This window comes from Parabacteroides timonensis, from assembly GCF_900128505.1.
GTDB lineage: Bacteria > Bacteroidota > Bacteroidia > Bacteroidales > Tannerellaceae > Parabacteroides > Parabacteroides timonensis.
The window spans coordinates 927,126-946,359 of the sequence record NZ_LT669940.1; the positions used below are offsets into that span (position 1 = coordinate 927,126).

11 protein-coding genes and 1 tRNA gene are annotated in these 19,234 nt (G+C 41.9%); 11 read left to right on the forward strand and 1 reads right to left on the reverse strand.

What is annotated here, in order from left to right:
- Window positions 1-95: 95 nt before the first annotated feature.
- Entirely contained in the window at window positions 96-1,508 is a 1,413-nt protein-coding gene (gene tnpC, locus BQ7394_RS04315; RefSeq protein ID WP_075556237.1) for an IS66 family transposase, read from the reverse strand.
- A gap of 380 nt (window positions 1,509-1,888) precedes the next feature.
- On the opposite strand from tnpC, the gene BQ7394_RS04320 reads away from it, so the two are divergent.
- The 11 genes from BQ7394_RS04320 to BQ7394_RS04370 all read left to right on the forward strand — a co-directional run bounded on the left by BQ7394_RS04320 (window position 1,889) and on the right by BQ7394_RS04370 (window position 19,157).
- Window positions 1,889-2,431, forward strand: coding sequence for an RNA polymerase sigma-70 factor (locus BQ7394_RS04320; RefSeq protein WP_075556238.1), 543 nt, complete (start codon window positions 1,889-1,891; stop codon window positions 2,429-2,431).
- A gap of 70 nt (window positions 2,432-2,501) precedes the next feature.
- Window positions 2,502-3,467 (forward strand): FecR family protein, encoded by a 966-nt coding sequence (locus tag BQ7394_RS04325; protein WP_075556239.1) that lies wholly within the window; start codon window positions 2,502-2,504, stop codon window positions 3,465-3,467.
- A 311-nt stretch (window positions 3,468-3,778) separates the two neighbouring features.
- Entirely contained in the window at window positions 3,779-7,069 is a 3,291-nt protein-coding gene (locus tag BQ7394_RS04330) for a TonB-dependent receptor (protein WP_235848666.1), read from the forward strand.
- Between the two features lie 12 nt (window positions 7,070-7,081).
- Window positions 7,082-8,689 (forward strand): RagB/SusD family nutrient uptake outer membrane protein, encoded by a 1,608-nt coding sequence (locus tag BQ7394_RS04335; protein WP_075556241.1) that lies wholly within the window; start codon window positions 7,082-7,084, stop codon window positions 8,687-8,689.
- Between the two features lie 106 nt (window positions 8,690-8,795).
- The gene (locus tag BQ7394_RS04340; protein ID WP_075556242.1) at window positions 8,796-11,453 is read left to right on the forward strand and encodes a glycoside hydrolase family 2 TIM barrel-domain containing protein; all 2,658 of its coding nucleotides are present in this window, start codon (window positions 8,796-8,798) and stop codon (window positions 11,451-11,453) included.
- A gap of 119 nt (window positions 11,454-11,572) precedes the next feature.
- Window positions 11,573-14,188 carry a valine--tRNA ligase gene (locus BQ7394_RS04345; protein ID WP_075556243.1) on the forward strand — a complete coding sequence of 872 codons (2,616 nt, stop codon included), beginning with the start codon at window positions 11,573-11,575 and terminating at the stop codon, window positions 14,186-14,188.
- A gap of 395 nt (window positions 14,189-14,583) precedes the next feature.
- The gene (locus BQ7394_RS04350) at window positions 14,584-16,551 is read left to right on the forward strand and encodes a sensor histidine kinase (protein WP_075556244.1); all 1,968 of its coding nucleotides are present in this window, start codon (window positions 14,584-14,586) and stop codon (window positions 16,549-16,551) included.
- A 22-nt stretch (window positions 16,552-16,573) separates the two neighbouring features.
- Window positions 16,574-17,425 carry a sugar phosphate isomerase/epimerase family protein gene (locus BQ7394_RS04355; protein WP_075556245.1) on the forward strand — a complete coding sequence of 284 codons (852 nt, stop codon included), beginning with the start codon at window positions 16,574-16,576 and terminating at the stop codon, window positions 17,423-17,425.
- A 44-nt stretch (window positions 17,426-17,469) separates the two neighbouring features.
- Window positions 17,470-18,501 (forward strand): DUF6340 family protein, encoded by a 1,032-nt coding sequence (locus tag BQ7394_RS04360; protein WP_075556246.1) that lies wholly within the window; start codon window positions 17,470-17,472, stop codon window positions 18,499-18,501.
- A 65-nt stretch (window positions 18,502-18,566) separates the two neighbouring features.
- The gene (locus BQ7394_RS04365) at window positions 18,567-19,028 is read left to right on the forward strand and encodes a hypothetical protein (RefSeq protein WP_075556247.1); all 462 of its coding nucleotides are present in this window, start codon (window positions 18,567-18,569) and stop codon (window positions 19,026-19,028) included.
- A gap of 56 nt (window positions 19,029-19,084) precedes the next feature.
- Window positions 19,085-19,157 (forward strand) — tRNA-Thr (locus BQ7394_RS04370).
- Window positions 19,158-19,234: the final 77 nt, after the last annotated feature.

Consider the following 19,234-nt stretch of genomic DNA (forward strand, 5'->3'; position numbering starts at 1 on the left):
TGTGAGTAACTTTTTCCTTGTTGCAATATCATATGGGCATGACACTATTGTGTCATGCCCATATGATATAAACTTCGGTTAAGATTGTTTGTTTTTTACGATTGGTAACTGATCACATTCTTGGCAATGTCAATAAGAGTCAGAAAGGGGTCTTGTTTCTTTTTCCTTGCCGTATTTATTATGGAATGTAGCACACAAAAAGCACTCGCACCTTCACCGGATTTGAACTGACCACTGACTTTCTGTTTGACTTTCAATGGACGAATCGAGCGTTCACTGGCATTGTTGTCAGGTGGCACATGAAGGTTTTCCAGAAACACGAACAGATGCTCGGAGTGTGGTGATAGTCCATTTCTGAACTCGCGAAAATCATGCCACAGGTGGCTTATGTCTTCTTCCATAAGCTTTTTATAGCGTTCCTTTATATCCGCTATACCTGACACTGAATAATTATCGCTCTTCTGTAAATGGATGCTTTCTCTTAGTAAAGCTAACATTCGCACAGACCAATCTTGTTTTTCATCCAAGACTGTCAGATATATTAATTTCCTCAGTAAATGCGCCAGGCAGATTTGATGACCGGCAGTCTTCATGTTGAAATAAGACGAATGGCAATCGGTCACTAACAGACTATTAGGTAGGCCATCAGAGAACTCACTGTCAATGGCCGCTTTCCCACGTGATGAATGAGGAAAAACAAAGGTGGACAATTCATTTTGGAAAACCCACATCCAATACAAGTTCTTATTTAGACGCATACACGTTTCGTCTGCACCCACTACAGGCGAAGATTGTATTTCCTGCTTTATCTCATTATACTTGATGAGTCCTTGCTTACGCATGCGATTCAATATATTCGACACGCTGCCCTGGCTCATTTGCAAGCCATAAAAGTCGTTTAAAACCTCCGCCAGACGCTTGAAGGGTATATGCTGTGCCGTGCTCAGATAGGCAACCAATGCGTGTATGTTTACACCATAACTGACTCCCGGTTTTACATGCGAAGGGAAATCGGCGCGATTGCAATGACCGCATGTGCATCTTTTCTCAATGCCTATATGATCAGTGATTTTAGGCCTTATCGGAAGAGGTATATCGATGCTCTGACGTATCTCGTATGCAGAACCGTCTATCTCTTGCAGTGAATTGCCACATTGAGCACAATAGATCGGATTGTGGGTTTGAACCTCATCGGGCTTTTCGCTCTTGAGCAAAGTGTTTCCTGTATGCCCCACTTGTCCTCCAGGTTTCTTTCCGGATGAAACCCGCAGGGAGCGGGTGCGACGTATCGCTTGTGCTTTTAAGCTCTCTCGGGAAGGAGGTATATTACTGTTTTGACTGTCCAATTGAGGCTTCTCGTAATGCTCAAGGCGTTCTTTTAGCAACGCATTCTCTATGCGTAATGCCTCATTTTCACCCTTCAACACCACGTTCTCTTCCTTCATGATATTCTCATTGCGATATGCCTGGCGAAGTATATCTACGATATCTGACACTGTATCTTTCATGACTTAAAGATACTAATAATCAAATTGATATGCGAATAATCAGGTATGTTTTTTCATTAAAGTTCATTGCCTTTTAGCTAAAAATATCATTTTGTCAATCTGATAAAAGGGAAGATATACACCCTGAGATACTTAATAAAATATTTAAAAACAGCAAGATAAAAGATCATAATGAGGGGCTGAGTAGTTACTCTTTCTCAATCTAAATGATACGTTAAAAAATATTACCCGTAGGGGTATTTCAAATTTCCCGGTATAGTAATCCGAAATACATGGTATGGTAATATCATTTTGATAAATCGAAAAGTATTAATTTTATCAAACTGTTTAAAAGTTGAAATAATATATTACTTTTGCTAATAGGGAATAAGTATATAAATATGAATTATATTCAAAGTGATTTTGAAAGGATATATAAGTTGTACTATCCGAAGATGTTTGGATTTGCCAAAAACTATGTTTTGGCAGATGAAGACGCCGAGAATATAGTACAGGATGTTTTTTTGGTGCTTTGGGAAAAAAAAGATGAACTTGAAATTACTTATACTCTGACTACCTATTTATTTACTCTTGTTAAAAACAGATGTCTGAATTTTTTGCGGCATAAGCTAATAGAAGAAGAATATAATATCCAGATGAAGGAAGAACTGGGTTTCAAATTATACGCTTTGGAATCGCTGGATTATTCATATCATTCTGAAACGGAATTGCAGGAAGTTGTTAAACGGGCACTTGATGCTCTCCCGGAACGTTGTCGCGAGGTTTTTATTAAGAGCCGCATAGAGGGATTAAAGTATAAAGAAATATCGGAAGAACTTGGTATTTCCATCAATACAGTTGAAAATCAAATAGTCACAGCTTTGAAAAAACTACGTGTAGAACTTAAAGATTACCTGCCTTTGCTTCTATTTCTTGTTAAATAATGTTTATTTAGGATCATTTTATAGTGGGCTTTTCGTTGATGAGGGTCTAACTTTATATAATGCAAGAAATATGTTGGATTTATTATCAAAATATTTGACAGGAAATATCTCTTCCGAAGAAAAACAAACTCTTTTCCAGCAATTGAAAGGAGATTCTTGTTACAGGAAAGAAGCAGCCGATATGCAAAATTTGTCAGCTCTTATATCTATGGCAGAAGAAGATCATATGGCTTCTGATGTACAGTATAGTTCATTTGTCAGTTTACGTAGAAAACGTACCATCTTTTCTAGTATCCGGAAAATTGCGGGTTATGCAGCTATCATGGTTTTCTCTGTGTTATCGACTTATTTACTGACGACCTATCTCGGAGACGAAAATAATAATTTGGCTCGTTATCAGGAATTCTCTACACCGGCAGGACAGCGGGCAAAGGTTTTACTGACAGATGGTACGGAAGTTTGGTTAAACGCGAATTCAAAATTACGCTATCCGGAACGTTTCGGTTTAAAACAGCGGGAAGTCGAATTGTATGGAGAGGCTTTTTTTGAAGTGGAAAAGGATACGGAAAAGCCTTTTGTCGTTAAAACGAGTAAAATGGATATAAAAGTGACCGGAACGAAATTTAATGTGAGTGCCTATGGTTCTGAAAAATATTTTGTGACTTCGTTGTTGGAGGGAAGTGTTTCTGTTTCTTGTGCGAATGACAGGAGCCGTAGTTATACACTATGTCCGAAACAACAAATTGTTGTATCCGATCAGTCTTCGGAAGTCTCTTTATTTGAGAATACCGATTTCATGTCCTGGAAAGATGGAGTGTTCATTTTTGATGATATGCTATTAATAGATATTATAAAGAAATTGGAACTCTATTATGACGTTTCAATTATTGTGAAAAACACGAAACTAGGTAATTTCCGTTATACAGGAAAGTTCAGGCAACGGGATGGAGTAGAAGGTGTTTTGAAAAAATTGCAGATAGTATATCCGTTCACCTATACGAAGGATGATGATCGTAATCAGATTCTTTTGCAATAGTAAGGATTAACACAATACGGCTAAATCGTGTTAAGTTAAGACGGAATGTAGTGATTTTTCTGTGTGAAGGTTCTAACCTTATAAATGTAGAAAAATATATGTATAACCTTAAAAATAATATGCCTATGGATTAGAATAAAGAAATCTTTTTATCTATAAAAAGCTGACAGGTGTTCCACCACCTGTCAGCAATACATCTAACACTCTTAGTCGAAAAAGTATTAAACATTTAATTATACAAAGGTATGGAAAAATATGCTTTGTCAATCTTATTATTTCAAAGAAAACACTTTAAGAAGTTTTTTAATATTATGAGAATTTCAATCCTATTTCTGTTTGTCAGCATTTTGGCATCTTATGCTTCAAATGTAAATTCGCAGACTGCAAAAGTAAATATTACGAGCACTCGTATGACGATCGGAACTTTTATCAGGCAAGTTGAAAAGGAGACCGGTTATATGTTCGTTTATAATAAAGAGGAGATTGATGCAAATAAAACAATTTCTTTAAAGAAAGGGAAAAACACGGTTGCCGATTGCCTGAATACCATTTTTGTTGGTTCCGGCGTTTCATTTGTTTTTGATGATGGCTATGTAGTCCTTACGAAACACGCACAGGAAACTGCTGTATCGCAGCAGGCTGGTAAAGTGGTAAAAGGTATTGTTACCGATGAGACCGGTTTGTCGGTAATTGGTGCTAATATCTTTGTTAAAGGAACTAATTTGGGAACTATTACTGATATGGAGGGTAATTTTAGTTTGGAAGTACCTTCGGATAACGATATTTTGGTGGTTTCCTATATCGGTTATGTCGAACAACAGATTCCGGTGAAAAACAGAAAAAACTGGGCGATCATATTAAAGGAGGATGCACAGAATCTGGATGAAGTTGTGGTTGTCGGCTATGGTACGCAGCGTAAAGGTAATATTGCTACTGCCGTGACGACAGTTAAGGCGGAAGCTCTACAAAACCGTCCGGTCCAGACGATAGGTGAAGCCTTGCAAGGACAAATCCCGGGTTTGAGCGTTACGTCAAAAGGAGCACCGGGGGAGTCGCCTTCACTTCAACTACGTGGTTCTTCTATGTTGAAATCCAGCACTGCAGAAACGGACAAAGAAACATTACCCAGGTTGAGATCCGAAACCAGCGGCCCATTGGTTTTGGTGGATGGTGTGCCCGCGGACTTCAATTTTTTGAATCCGGAAGATATTGAAAGTATCAATGTCCTGAAAGATGCGGCTTCTGCAGCGATCTATGGTTCGCGTGCCGCAAACGGAGTCCTTTTGATCACGACTAAACGTGGAAAGATGGGCAAGCCTACTTTCCGTTATAATGGATCTGTCGGAGTCAATACACCGATGTATATGCCTAAATCGATCAGTTCTGCCGAATATGCAAGAATAAAGAATGAAGCGGAAAGGAATATGGGACGTGCTCCGATTTATTCGGATGAAGATATTGCGATGTTTGCCAATGGTACGGATCTGAACCGTTATCCGAATACAAACTGGCTGGATCTGGCAATACAAAACAGCGTTACTACACGTCATGGCTTGGAGGCTTCCGGTGGAACGGAGAAGGTGAGATATCTGGTAAGTGCCGGTGTCGATCACCAGACCGGCGTTTTTCCGAATACACAGCAGAATGTGTTCAACGTACGTTCAAGTACGGATATTACCATTACTAAAAAGTTTGGTATTTCTTTTGATATGCGTTACCAGTTAAGGGATATGGAAGCATTGAATAATCAGGAAGACCTTTATAAACAATTGATTTTTGCCGATCCGACTATGGTGGCTTATTATACGGATGGTACATATGGTTATAATCCAGGATTTTTCACCAATCCGCTGGTTCCTTTGTATGAAGGCGGACAGAAGCTGACTAACAGACATGAAGCATCGGGTATTTTTAAGCTTGATTATGAATTTATCGAAGGATTGAAATTTACCGGTATTGCCAATGTAAGATATACATTTCAGAATGAGGAGTCCAGAGCTCGTAAGACGTTCTATAAAAACTATTTCACAGGGGAAGAGTTTGAAAACGGACAGAATACTTTCACCGACCGTCGCGATTACAATGCTTACTATAATTTACAGGCTTTGCTGAACTATAAGAAAAGTTTTGGTGTTCATAACCTGGATATTCTGGCCGGTTACCAGCAGGAAAGTGAAAATACAGACTGGCTGAAAGGTGCTCGTTCCGGTTATCCGACCGATATTATTTGGGAGTTGAATCCGGGTCCGAAGGATAACTGGAGTAATGACGGGAACGGAGAGCATTGGGCGCTGGCCTCTTTTATCGGTCGTATCAATTATGATTACGACAATAAATATATTTTATCAGTAAGTATGCGTTCGGATGCTTCTTCCCGTTTTGCGAAAGGAAGCCGTTGGTCGACTTTTCCGTCTGTAGCCGGTGCATGGAGACTTTCCCAGGAGTCGTTTATGGAAGGAACGCGTAGTTTTCTGGACGACCTAAAGGTCAGAGCTTCCTGGGGACAGACCGGTAGTGCAACGGGATTAGGCCTTTATCCGAGTTATACGTTGATATCTACTGGTGGTTTGATCCTGAATAACGTTTATCAGCAGACTGCTTCTTTAAAAACGATTGGAAATAGGGATTTAACCTGGGAACATACGGATATGTTGAACTTCGGTCTGGATGTGAAAATGCTGAACAGTCGTTTGAACTTTACGGGAGACTATTATATCAAAAAAACGAAAGATATTTTATTGGAAATGCCCGTGCCGCTGGAATATGGTTTTGGTAAACCGAATATGAATATCGGCGAGGTGCGTAACAAAGGCTGGGAATTGACTTTAAGCTGGAATGACCGTATAAATGATTTTGGTTACAGTATCTCGGGTAATTTGTCGGATAACCGGAATGAAGTGATCGACCTGGGAGATACAGGTCCGTGGAAAGGTTCCAACACCTATACGGAAGTTGGATTGCCTTATAACTCTATTTACGGATATGAATCGATGGGATTATTCCAGTCTGATGAAGAGGTAGCCAATGCTCCTTTCCAGAATTCAAATACGGCTGCCGGTGATATACGTTATAAAAACCAGAATGGAGATGATAAGATCGATGCTAACGACCGTGTTGTAATAGGCGATCCCAATCCTCACTTCCTGTATGGCGTGAACCTGGGTTTTGATTACAAAAACTTTGATTTAAATATGTTCTTCCAGGGGATCGGGCAGAAAGACCGGGTTATAATGGATAATTTTGTCAGACCGTTTTATGATTCTTCTATTTTTGAACATCATTTGGATTACTGGACTCCCGAAAATACAGGTGCCAGATATCCGCGTATCCTGAATAAGGACGACGGAACACATAATTATCAGCAGTCTGATTACTGGATGATTAATGCCGGATATTTCCGTATGAAGAATTTGCAGATCGGATATACTATTCCGCGTGAAATATTAAGATCGGCAGGTTTTGACAGAGTACGGGTCTATTTCTCTGCTAATAATTTGTTTACTGTTTCCGATTTTGTGCCGGGTATGGATCCGGAATCTGATAAGTCCGTATCTTATCCGTTTGCCCGGACATATTCATTTGGTTTAAATGTTCAATTTTAAAAAGCTGAAAAAATGAAATCAATAAAAATATATATATGTGCAGTCCTGATGGTGCTGGGTATTTCTTCATGTGATAGTTTTCTGACAACTCCTCCTTTGGATCAGATTTCCGAAGATCAATGGTGGAATGACAAAGGCCAGACAGAAATGATGGTAAAAGGTGCTTACGAGTATGTACCAGGCCCGAATGAAGTGGTGCTTCGTGATTGCATCAGTGATAATGCGACACATCGTGATGCCAAATACAAGGAAGTAGGTAATGGTACTTATACAACACAGAGTGGTGCCGTTAAGGATGAATGGCGCTATGCATCCATTGCTAAGCTGAATTACATACTAGAAGGGATCGAGAAGGCAAAAGACCAGATATCGGAAGAAGAATATCTCCGTTTTAACGCGGAAGTGCGTTTTATTCGTGCCTTTGTTTACTATAATATGGTTTTCTTTTTCGGAGATGTACCTTTGATCACTAAGACGTTGAGTGTGGCGGAAGCTCGCGAAACGTCTCGGCAACCTCGTCAGGAGGTATTGGATTTTGTGTTAAAGGAGCTGGAAGAAGGTGTGCTGCCGAATATCGATAAAGTCTCTGTAACAGAAAGAGGTCGTGTTAACAAACAGGTAGTGAATGCATTCCTTTCCCGTATTTATCTGTACGAAAAAAATTATGAAAAAGTACTTTATTATACGAACGAGGTTATCGGGACCGGAGAATATGAGCTTCATTCCAATTATGAAGAGTTATTCCGCCCGCAGGCTGATGCAAGTAATAAAGAAGTGATTTTTGAGCGTCAATACAGTTCTCCACTGGTTGTGCATGAACTGAATCGTAACTTGTCTCCGGCTTCTTCTGTTTATTCCGGTTGGTCACATGTGTTGGGGTTGCAGGAATTGGTAGACGATTATGAATGTGTGAACGGTCATCCGGTTTCCGAATGCGAATCTCTGGGTTGTGAATATTTCCAGAAAAGGAAAGATGCGGAAGCTGAAACGCATCGTGGAGAATATGATTTCCGCGATCCCCGTCTGGCTGCTACCATCATGTGGCCGTACTGGGAATGGAAAGTAGGGGGAAATGTTGTTTCCCGCTATGGTGTGGATGATCCGGATAGCAAGGATTATGTAAAGAAAGAAACACATATGACCGGTTTTCTGGTTACTAAATGGGTGGATTTGCAGGGGGAATATGCAGACCGTACCCGTGGTCAGAAGAATATGACCGTCTTGCGTTATGGGGATGTCCTTTTGATGCGGGCAGAAGCCTTGATTGAACTGGGACAGGATTTGGGTGGAGCTGTTGCTCTGATTAATCAGATTCGTCAACGGGCCGGAATGCCTGATATCGCAATAGCTTCTCAATTCGTATTGCGTGACAAGCTACGCCATGAAAGACGTATAGAAACTGCCTTTGAAGGTTTGCGTTATTTCGATATCATTCGTTGGCATATTGCAGATAAGGTGAAATCTGGAAAGGTGTATGGTGCTCGTTTGAAGGCGATCAGTGATGCGATGGACAATAAATTTGTGGAAGAACGTTTCTGGAATGATAAAATGTATTTGTTCCCGGTTCCTCAGGAAGCAATAGATAACAATCCGAATTTGGTACAGAATAAAGATTGGTAATTATGGTTAATAACTAGATTGAAAACCCCGGGTCTGCATTTACGGAAGAAGATTCGGGGTTTCTTTCTGAATGTAAAAGTGATTGATTCTAATAACAGACTAGTTTATGAAAAAGAATATTTTAGTGTTGCTATTTTGGGTATTGACATTTAACCTATCCGCTTCAGGTTTACCGGAATTCTCGACTGCCGGTTTTTATGAGTTACCCAATACTGGTCGTGAGGTCTATTCCATGAATTTGGCGTGGAGGTTTATAAAAGGGGATGTATCGGGAACTCCCTATGCCACCGACTTTGATGATTCAGGTTGGGAAGTTGTTTCACTCCCGCACGGATTGGAATATCTGCCGGTAGAAGCCAGCGGTTGTGTAAACTATCAGGGTATTGCCTGGTATCGTAAACGTTTCATACCGGATGATCATTTGAAAGGAAAACAATTGTTCGTACATTTTGAGGCGATCATGGGGAAAAGTGAGGTCTATGTAAACGGGCAGTTGTTAAAAAAACATTACGGCGGATACTTGCCTGTTATCCTGGATGTAACGAATCTCCTGAAATGGAACGAAGAGAATGTAATAGTTGTAAAAGCAGATAATAACGATGATCCTTCTTTTCCTGTCGGTAAACCGCAAAATCTTTTGGACTTTACTTATTTCGGTGGCATTTACCGTGATTGCTGGCTGGTTGCACATAATGACGTGTTTATAACCAATTCGAATTATGAAGATGAAGTTGCTGGAGGTGGTTTATTTGTCTCCTATGCCGATGTATCTGAAAAAAGTGCCCTTGTAAATCTAAAAGCCCATATCCGCAATAATTCGGCAAGTGACAAAAAGGTTACGGTTACTTTTGAGTTGAAAAAGAAATCGGGTGAACTTGTCAGGCGCGTTTCAACGAGGTTAGCTGTGAAGAGGGGGGATGCCTCGTATGCTGTTGGTTCGATGAAAATTAACATGCCTTCTTTATGGAGCCCCGATCATCCCTATTTATATGATCTGGAAGTGATGGTCAGAGATGCCAATGGCCAGGTGGTGGATGGTTATCGCCAGAGAGTGGGTATCAGAAGTATAGAATTCAGGCAAACGGAAGGTCTGTGGATAAACGGTAAACCTTACGAAGGAAAAATAATGGGAACGAATCGCCATCAGGACTTTGCCGTTTTGGGAAATGCTCTACCCAATTCGATGCAGTGGAGGGATGCCAAAAAATTGCGTGATGCAGGCTTGAAGGTTATTCGTACACATTATGTGATAGATCCGGCATTTATGGATGCCTGCGATGAACTGGGTTTGTTTGCCCTTGTGGAAGTGCCAGGCTGGCAGTTCTGGAATAAAGAACCGGTCTTTGGAGAAAGGCTTTATTCGGATATACGGAATATGATACGTATACACCGTAACCATGCCTCTTTGTTCTTTTGGGAACCGATTTTGAACGAAACGCATTATCCGGAGGATTTTGCTAAAAAGGCGTTGGATATTTGCCGGGAAGAATATCCATATCCTTATAGTATCGCAGCTTGCGACGATGGTGCGGCCGGAGATCAATATTATTCATTGCTATTGCGTCCTATTGAATCGAATTTGCGTACGGATAAAACCTATTTTATCCGTGAATGGGGAGATAATGTAGATGATTGGAATGCTCAGAATTCTGATAGTCGCGTGGCGCGCGGGTGGGGGGAAGTACCGATGCTGCTTCAGGCGGAACATTATGCGAATCCGTCTTACATAAAGGATTATCCGGTTTTATGTTACGAGACGATCTGCAACAAACCCAGTCAGATAGTCGGTGCCTGCTTCTGGCACTCGTTCGACCATCAGCGTGGTTATCATGCCGATCCTTTCTATGGCGGAATTATGGATGCTTTCCGACAGCCGAAAACATCTTATTATATGTTTATGGCACAACGCTCTCCAGAGAAGAGCAATTTGATTGCTGATAACGGACCGATGATTTATATCGCGCATGAAATGACACCTTTTTCACCGAAAGATGTGACTGTATATTCCAATTGCGATGAAGTTCGTTTGACAGTTTTCAAGGATGGGAAAAAATATATTTATAAGAAGGATCCGGATCATAAAGGTATGCCGTCTCCCATTATAACTTTTGAGGATGCTTATCATTTTATGGAGTGGAAAGTGATGGCTCGTTCAGGAAAACAAAATGACGCCTACTTGTTGGCTGAAGGGTTGATGGACGGGAAGATTGTTGTGAGCGATAAGCGCTATCCATCCGGTCAGGCCGATCATATATCCCTTCGTCTGGATAATGAACAGATCCCTTTGAAAGCAGATGGTTCTGATGTGGTAACAGTTATTGCCGAAATTGTCGACAAGCGCGGAACAGTAAAACGATTGAATAACTCTGTTATCCGTTTTAACATAGAGGGAGAAGGACGTTTGTTGGGAGATGCTTCCGTTGGAGGTAATCCGTGTCAGGTGATTTGGGGTTCTGCTCCGGTTTTGGTACAATCGACAGCAAAGCCGGGCAAGATTAAAATTATTGCTTCTATGCAAAATCCGGGTCAGGCGCGTCCGCTGGAAGGAATATTGGAGTTTGAAAGTGTAATAAATGATCAAAAAGAAGTTTTCTCGCAGAAAGAGTTATCCTTATCCGGACAAGCACGTTCTGCAGTTAATCTCTCCAGCAATAAAAGTGATCAGGAAAGGGAAAATGAACGTTTGCGTAGGGAATTAAATCAGTTGAAAGTAAAAGAAGTGGAAAAACAACAGACGCAGTTCGGTGTTGGCATCAATGACTGACGTATCCTGATTTTATGAGCGGAACATGCTATATGATAATATTTTTTGTACCTTTGCACATCAAAATAACGGGTATAGCTGGCCCATGTTAAATAAGGATATAATTAGAATAAGACAATATGGAAATTGCAAGTAAGTACAATCCCGCAGAAGTAGAGGGAAAGTGGTATCAGTATTGGTTGGATAACGGCTTTTTCAAGTCGAAACCGGACGGTCGCGAACCGTACACAATTGTCATTCCGCCTCCTAACGTCACCGGCGTACTTCACATGGGACACATGCTTAACAATACCATTCAGGATATCCTGATCCGTCGTGCCCGTATGTTGGGTAAGAATGCTTGCTGGGTACCGGGTACCGACCACGCATCTATCGCTACCGAGGCAAAGGTGGTGAACAGACTGGCTCAGCAGGGAATCAAAAAGACCGACCTGACCCGCGATGAATTCCTGAAACATGCCTGGGAATGGAAAGAAGAACACGGAGGTATCATCCTAAAACAGTTACGTAAACTGGGTGCATCCTGCGATTGGGATCGTACGGCTTTTACGATGGACGAAAAACGTTCGGAAAGCGTATTGAAAGTTTTTGTCGACCTGTTCGACAAAGGCCTGATCTATCGTGGCGTGCGTATGGTAAACTGGGACCCGAAGGCCCTGACTGCTCTTTCCGATGAAGAAGTAATTTATAAAGAAGAACATAGCAAACTGTTTTACCTCCGTTATAAAATCGAAGGGGAAGACGGTTACGCCGTTGTTGCAACTACCCGTCCGGAAACGATCATGGGGGATACCGCCATGTGTATCAATCCGAACGACCCGAAGAACCAGCACCTGAAAGGTAAGAAAGTGATCGTTCCGCTGGTAAACCGTGTGATCCCGGTTATCGAGGACGATTATGTAGATATCGAATTCGGTACAGGTTGCCTGAAAGTAACTCCGGCCCATGACGTAAACGACTATATGCTGGGCGAGAAATATAACTTGCCTTCCATCGATATCTTCAACGATAACGGAACACTGAGCGAAGCCGCCGGCTTGTATATCGGTATGGATCGTTTCGATGTTCGTACACAGATCGAAAAAGACCTGGAAGCTGCCGGCCTGTTGGAAAAGGTAGAAGCTTATGAAAATAAGGTAGGTTACTCGGAACGTACCAATGTGCCTATCGAACCGAAATTGTCTATGCAATGGTTCCTGAAGATGGAACACCTGGCACAGATCGCTTTGACTCCGGTTATGAATGACGACCTGAAGTTCTATCCGCCTAAGTTCAAGAATACATACCGCCACTGGATGGAGAACATCAAGGACTGGTGTATCAGCCGTCAGTTGTGGTGGGGACATCGTATCCCGGCTTATTATCTGCCGGAAGGCGGTTATGTGGTAGCCGAAACACCTGAAAAGGCATTGGAACTGGCGAAACAAAAGAATCCAGCACTGACAATGGCCGATCTTCGTCAGGACGACGACTGTCTGGATACCTGGTTCTCTTCCTGGTTATGGCCGATCTCTCTATTCGACGGCATCAATAACCCGGATAACGAAGAGATCAACTATTACTATCCGACCAGCGACCTGGTAACAGGACCGGATATCATCTTCTTCTGGGTAGCCCGTATGATTATGGCAGGTTACGAATACAGAGGTGATATGCCGTTCAAGAATGTTTACTTTACCGGTATCGTTCGCGATAAACTCGGACGTAAGATGTCGAAGTCATTAGGAAACTCTCCCGACCCGTTATTGCTGATCGAACAGTACGGAGCCGACGGTGTTCGTATGGGATTGATGATGGCAGCACCTGCCGGAAACGATATTCCTTTCGACGAAGCTTTGTGCGAACAGGGACGTAATTTCAATAACAAGATATGGAATGCCTTCCGTTTGATCAAAGGTTGGACGGTCGACGATACGATTGCGCAGCCGGAAGCATCGGCTACTGCTGTCAAATGGTTCAAGATGCAGTTGGATAAGACGATTGCTGAGGTAGACGATCTGTTCAGCAAATACCGTCTGAGCGAAGCGATGATGGTTATCTATAAACTGTTCTGGGATGAATTCTCTTCCTGGTATCTGGAAATGATCAAGCCGGGCTATCAACTGCCGATCGATAAGGTGACTTATCAGGCAACACTCGGTTTCTTCGACGCGTTGCTTCGTCTGCTCCATCCGTTCATGCCGTTTATTACGGAAGAATTATGGCAGGCTCTCGAACCGCGTAAGGAAGGAGAAAGTCTGATGGTTGCATTAATGCCTGAAATTACACCGGTAGATGCTGCTTATCTGGAATCATTCGAGATCGTGAAAGAGATTGTGAGCGGTGTCCGTACGATCCGTCTGCAGAAGAATATTCCGAATAAGGAAGAATTGACTTTACAGGTATTGGGCGATCATAACGACGCTTTCAACCCGGTAATCGCTAAGATGTGTAACCTGTCTGAGATTGCAAAGACTGACGATAAGGCTGCCGGAGCCGTATCCTTCCTGGTTCGTACCACCGAATATGCTGTTCCTCTGGGCAGTATGATCAATGTGGAAGAAGAATTGGCTAAATTGCGTGAAGAACTGAAATATCAGCAGGGCTTCCTCGCTTCCGTTACAAAGAAACTGAGCAACGAAAGCTTTGTAAGCAAAGCCCCGGCCAAGGTAATCGATATGGAACGTAAGAAGCAAGCCGATGCCGAAAGCAAGATCAAATCGATAGAGGAGAGCATTGCTGCATTGACGAAATAATAGTTTACAAAGGACGGCGGGAAGATAATTATTCCCGCCGTTTTTTTCTTTTGCATTCATCATTCCTTCATAAACTATCATAAAACGACCTGTTTGAGGTAAAGTATCGCAAAAAAGAGGATTAAAAACGATCAGATGCCTACTGTTTTCCGATAGTACCCTACATCTTTTGCTCAAATATGGCTGTTATTTTCACGAAAACTACTTATACTTCTCCTTGAGATTCTCCTATATTCGATCGCGAAGCCCAACTGTCACTTGTCAACTGCCAACTGAAAAAGGTTTCACCTTTTTCTTGTTTGGAGTTATCCTTGTTTTATTTTTTCAGGATAAAGCTTATATATCTTTAATTTTTACTAACTTGCAGCCCTTGTTATTTACAAGGTGTATAAGAAATGAGGGGAATAAGAAAAAGGCTGTTCATCATCTTTTGTTTTTTAGGAAGCTTTTGTCTTCCTGTTACTTTATATGGTGCTAATGACATTTCAGATGCGCTATCTCTCGATTCGCTCTTTGCGATGGCACAGGCAAATGTACAGCAACAAAAGGGCTTTGGGTATGCCACACAATTACTGGAGGAAGCCCAACGTCGGAAGGATCGCTATCAGGAAGCGAATGCCATGTTCTGTCATGTCCGTTATTATTATTCCAAGAATACCGACAGTATGTATTTCTGGATGCAAAAGGCATTACCTCTCTTTAGGGAACAAAAGAGGTATGTAGAGTATTTCCGGATGAAGGCATGGTCTATTTATGTTTTGAATCGTTCGATGCAAAATGAAGAAGCCCTGAAATATGTTGACGATTTAAAGGAAGAAGCGACCAGTCTGAATTTTCCCGAAGGCGTAGAGATGGCCAATCAGGCACTCGCCGATTTTTATTTGTCCAATAATCTGGGAGAGGAAGGTGTCGCCCTGTATGAAGAGGTTATACATAGCATGGAAATGAGAAATGCACCTCTTATCAAGCGTATCAATATTATCCGGCAGCTCATGAATAAAGCTTTGGATCCCGAAACGAGATTGAAATATGTTGAGCGGCTGGATGATTACATTAAGATCTGTAAGGGAAAAGGGATCGAGTGGTTGGATGATGAAATGTCTATATATTACCTGGAATATGTCATGCACCGGCACTATGCCATAGAATATATTGGAAGGGATAAACTCAAAGAGGCGTTGCCCCACTTGCAACAAGCCCAGGCACTTCTGACAAAATACGAGATGTATAATTATGAAATAGAGTTGAAGACAATTTATGGATCTTATTATCAGCATAGTAAACAGTATAATAAGGCTCTGGCTATTTTTGATACTTTATTACCTGTTTGGCGCCAGCGGAATACGATGGGGGGCTACCTTGATATGTTGGATCGCAAAGCTGATGTTCTATTGAAGATGGGAAGGGATAGGGAGGCGTCGCAACTCTATAAAGAATATGCTTTTTTGAATGATTCATTATCGAAAGTCCGTTTTTACGATAAACTGGCGGAAATGAATGCGCAACATAAGGTAGACAAACTGGAAATAAAAAACAAACAGATGGATCTGGAAGTTGCCCAAGCACATTCTCAGCTTCTTCAAATGGGAGGAGGAGCCGTTCTCCTGTTTATTTTATGTTGCCTGTTGGGGTATATCTCTTATAGTCGCCATCGTTACGGCTTGCAGTTGAAACAGGCTAAAGAGAAAGCAGAAGAAGCCGACCGGATGAAATCGACCTTCCTGGCTAATATGAACCATGAAATCCGAACTCCGCTGAATGCCATTGTCGGTTTCTCTCAGGTGCTGGTAGATGAAGATGATCAGGAAACCCGGCAGGAATATGCCAATATTATACAAAGTAACAATGAACTGCTTCAGCGTTTGATAACGGATGTCCTTGATATATCGAAGATTGAGTCGAATACGATGGCTTTGAATTATGCGATGCACGATCTTCCTGTCCTGATGAAGGAGATCTATAATGTGATAAAGCTAAGGATGCCCGAAAATGTAAAACTGGTACTTAATGAGTGCCTGCCACAACTTTTTTATACAGATCGTAATCGTCTTACGCAAATTCTTACTAACTTGCTGACCAATGCAATCAAGCATACGGAAAAAGGTTTTATCCGCTTTGGTTATGAGGTGACAGAGACAGATGTCGTCTTTTCGGTGGAAGATTCGGGAGAAGGTATCCCCGAAGATAAACAGGAAAAGATATTCAGCCGTTTCGTTCAGTTGGATGACTGGAGTAAAGGAGTAGGCCTGGGGTTAGCAATTTGTAAAGGACTTATTACCCAGATGGGAGGGACGATCGGTGTTTCTTCCGTGTTTGGTGAAGGTTCAACATTTACTGTCGTTTTACCTCTGAAAAAGCCGTAATATATTATTTACATAATTTACCATGAAGAATTCTAGAAGAAACTTTTTTAGACAAGGACTTGCCGGCGCTATATTATTAGGTTCGGCCAGTGTAGTAAAAGCCGGTTTGCCGGACAGGATCATTCCCAAGGCTGCCAAGTCGATTAATCCCTGGCGATTGGGGATGGCTGGCTATACATTTGTTAATTTTGATTTGGACACAACCCTAAAGACTTTGGAGAGACTGGATATTCATTATCTTTGTATCAAGGATTTCCACTTGCCGATGGATAGTACCGACGAACAGATTAAAGCATTTCATGAGAAATGCGCCGCTCATAAAGTGACGGGTTATGCGGTTGGTCCTATCTATATGAAGAGTGAACAGGAGATCGACCGTGCTTTCGAGTATGCGAAACGTGTAGGTGTAAAGTTGATTGTGGGCGTTCCCAACTACGAATTGCTCCCGTATGTGGACAAGAAAGTGAAGGAATACGATTTCAATTATGCGATCCACCTGCATGGTCCCGATATTAAAACCTATCCGGACGCAACGGATGTCTGGGAGCATACGAAAGACCTGGATCCGCGTATCGGAATGTGCCTGGATATCGGTCATGATCTGCGTAACGGTTGTAATCCGGTTACCGACTTGAAGAAATATCATACCCGTGTGTTTGATATGCATATCAAGGATGTAACAGACTCATCGAAGGCAGGTGTCGGTATAGAGATCGGTCGTGGAAAGATCGACTTTCCAGCATTAATGAAAATGATGCGTGAAGTGAACTATACTGGTATGTGCAGCCTGGAATACGAGAAGGATATGAAAGATCCTTTCCTCGGTATCGCAGAGTCGATCGGCTATTTCAAGGCGGTGAGCGATATTGTATAATGTAGGGGCGAACTTAGTTTCGCCCTCTTTTAAACAGAAGAGTGATGAGAAGTGCGTTTTATTTATTGGCAATTGGCTTGTTGACGTCTTGTAGTTCGGTCAACTATGTGGCGATTGAAACATACAATCCGGCAGAGATTACTTTTCCGGAAAATGTCGGTAAAGTACTGGTCGTGAATAATGCAGTGCCGCAACCGGATGATGTCGGTTGTCAGCTTAGTCTGTTCGGTACAAAACAGGATACCTGCCATGTGAAAACCGATAGTGCTTTATTTGCTACTTGTCGAGGACTGGGGAAGGCAATGGTCGATGTCTCTTTTTTCAACGACGTGCTTCTTTATCATGATGCTACCCGTAAGGATGATGTGTATTACGAGGATAAGAAACTGACAGCGGAGGAAGTTACTGCTTTGTGTGATGAAACCGGAACGGATGCAGTGATCTCAGTGGATCGTATGTTATTTGAAATACAAAAAGATGTGGTTGCATTTGCAGAAGGGTATGTGGCCGGTGATATCAGTGTAAAAATGTCGGGTGTGATACGTGGTTACCTGCCGGGCAGACCGAATCCTTTGGCCACTGTTTACATGACGGATAGTCTTTTCTTTTCGGAAAGTGCCTATAACCAGATGCTTTTGGATCATGTATTGCCCTCTATGGATGACGCTGCACGTGCATCGGGCGAGTATATCGGTATGAGAGCAAGCCCTAATTTTGTTCCTCACTGGACTCGTGAGACTCGCTGGTTCTATTCGGGTATGGGAGCGCATTGGAAAGAAGCTACTGCTTATGCCCGTTCAGAGAAGTGGGAAAAGGCAGCCGAGCGCTGGCAACATCTGTATGAGACTTCCAATAGCTGGAAGACTCAGGCAAAAGTCGCATCCAATATCGCTTTGGGATATGAAATGAAAAGTGAGTTGAAGGAGGCGTACGATTGGGCTAAAAAGTCATACGACCTGTTTAAAAAGAATGAAGGCGACCAGGGTAAGAACACCCGTCTTTTATATCTTTATGTAGAAGCGTTAGCAAACCGGATACGCTCGGATAAAAAACTTAATATGCAATTTGGAGAATAATATCATATATTCTCCGAATTATTACTACTTTTGACAGACGATTCAAAAAGAATAAAAAAAGAGTTATGAGTGCAAATAATGCAAAGATTCAGTCTGTCCTGGAGACAACCTTTACTTCCGCTATCGGAAAACTGACTGCCGATGATTCCAATAGCTATCACAGTGACCTATATGTCCAGGCTGACCCTGAAAGCGGGGAGCTACAAATCTATGACGAAGAGGAACGGTTGTTGGACAAGACGATCGTATTCGACTGGGTAGGCTGTCCCTGTGAAGAAGACAAATTCAACAAGCAGGTAGCCAACACCGTGAAATCTGTGCTGACTCTTTTAGTTGCAAAAAATATATTTGACAGTCCTCACATCATGAAACCTTTCTCTGTAAACCTGACAGACGAGGATTTCGTTGTAATAGAGGAACTTCTCTTCCTCGACGATGAAGTTTTGCGCGCCGACGATCCGCTGTTGAAAGATTTAGATGCAGATTTAGATGATTTTTTAGCCAAACTTCTTTCAGATGTCGAATAGAGTTTTTACATTTGTGCCCGAATTGAAAAACAAGTAACAAGTAAATATATAATGTTGCCGAAATAGCTCAGTTGGTAGAGCAATTCATTCGTAATGAATAGGTCGCCGGTTCGAGTCCGGCTTTCGGCTCATAAAATAGAAGCAGCTATCTTTTGAGATAGCTGCTTTTTTATTGGGAATATCTCTGTTTAACCCAAAGATCTACA

Coding starts and splice junctions, on each gene's coding strand:
- tnpC (WP_075556237.1), bottom strand. CDS start 1,508: ATGAAAGATACAGTGTCAGATATCGTAGATATACTTCGCCAGGCATAT.
- BQ7394_RS04320 (WP_075556238.1), top strand. CDS start 1,889: ATGAATTATATTCAAAGTGATTTTGAAAGGATATATAAGTTGTACTAT.
- BQ7394_RS04325 (WP_075556239.1), top strand. CDS start 2,502: ATGTTGGATTTATTATCAAAATATTTGACAGGAAATATCTCTTCCGAA.
- BQ7394_RS04330 (WP_235848666.1), top strand. CDS start 3,779: ATGAGAATTTCAATCCTATTTCTGTTTGTCAGCATTTTGGCATCTTAT.
- BQ7394_RS04335 (WP_075556241.1), top strand. CDS start 7,082: ATGAAATCAATAAAAATATATATATGTGCAGTCCTGATGGTGCTGGGT.
- BQ7394_RS04340 (WP_075556242.1), top strand. CDS start 8,796: ATGAAAAAGAATATTTTAGTGTTGCTATTTTGGGTATTGACATTTAAC.
- BQ7394_RS04345 (WP_075556243.1), top strand. CDS start 11,573: ATGGAAATTGCAAGTAAGTACAATCCCGCAGAAGTAGAGGGAAAGTGG.
- BQ7394_RS04350 (WP_075556244.1), top strand. CDS start 14,584: ATGAGGGGAATAAGAAAAAGGCTGTTCATCATCTTTTGTTTTTTAGGA.
- BQ7394_RS04355 (WP_075556245.1), top strand. CDS start 16,574: ATGAAGAATTCTAGAAGAAACTTTTTTAGACAAGGACTTGCCGGCGCT.
- BQ7394_RS04360 (WP_075556246.1), top strand. CDS start 17,470: ATGAGAAGTGCGTTTTATTTATTGGCAATTGGCTTGTTGACGTCTTGT.
- BQ7394_RS04365 (WP_075556247.1), top strand. CDS start 18,567: ATGAGTGCAAATAATGCAAAGATTCAGTCTGTCCTGGAGACAACCTTT.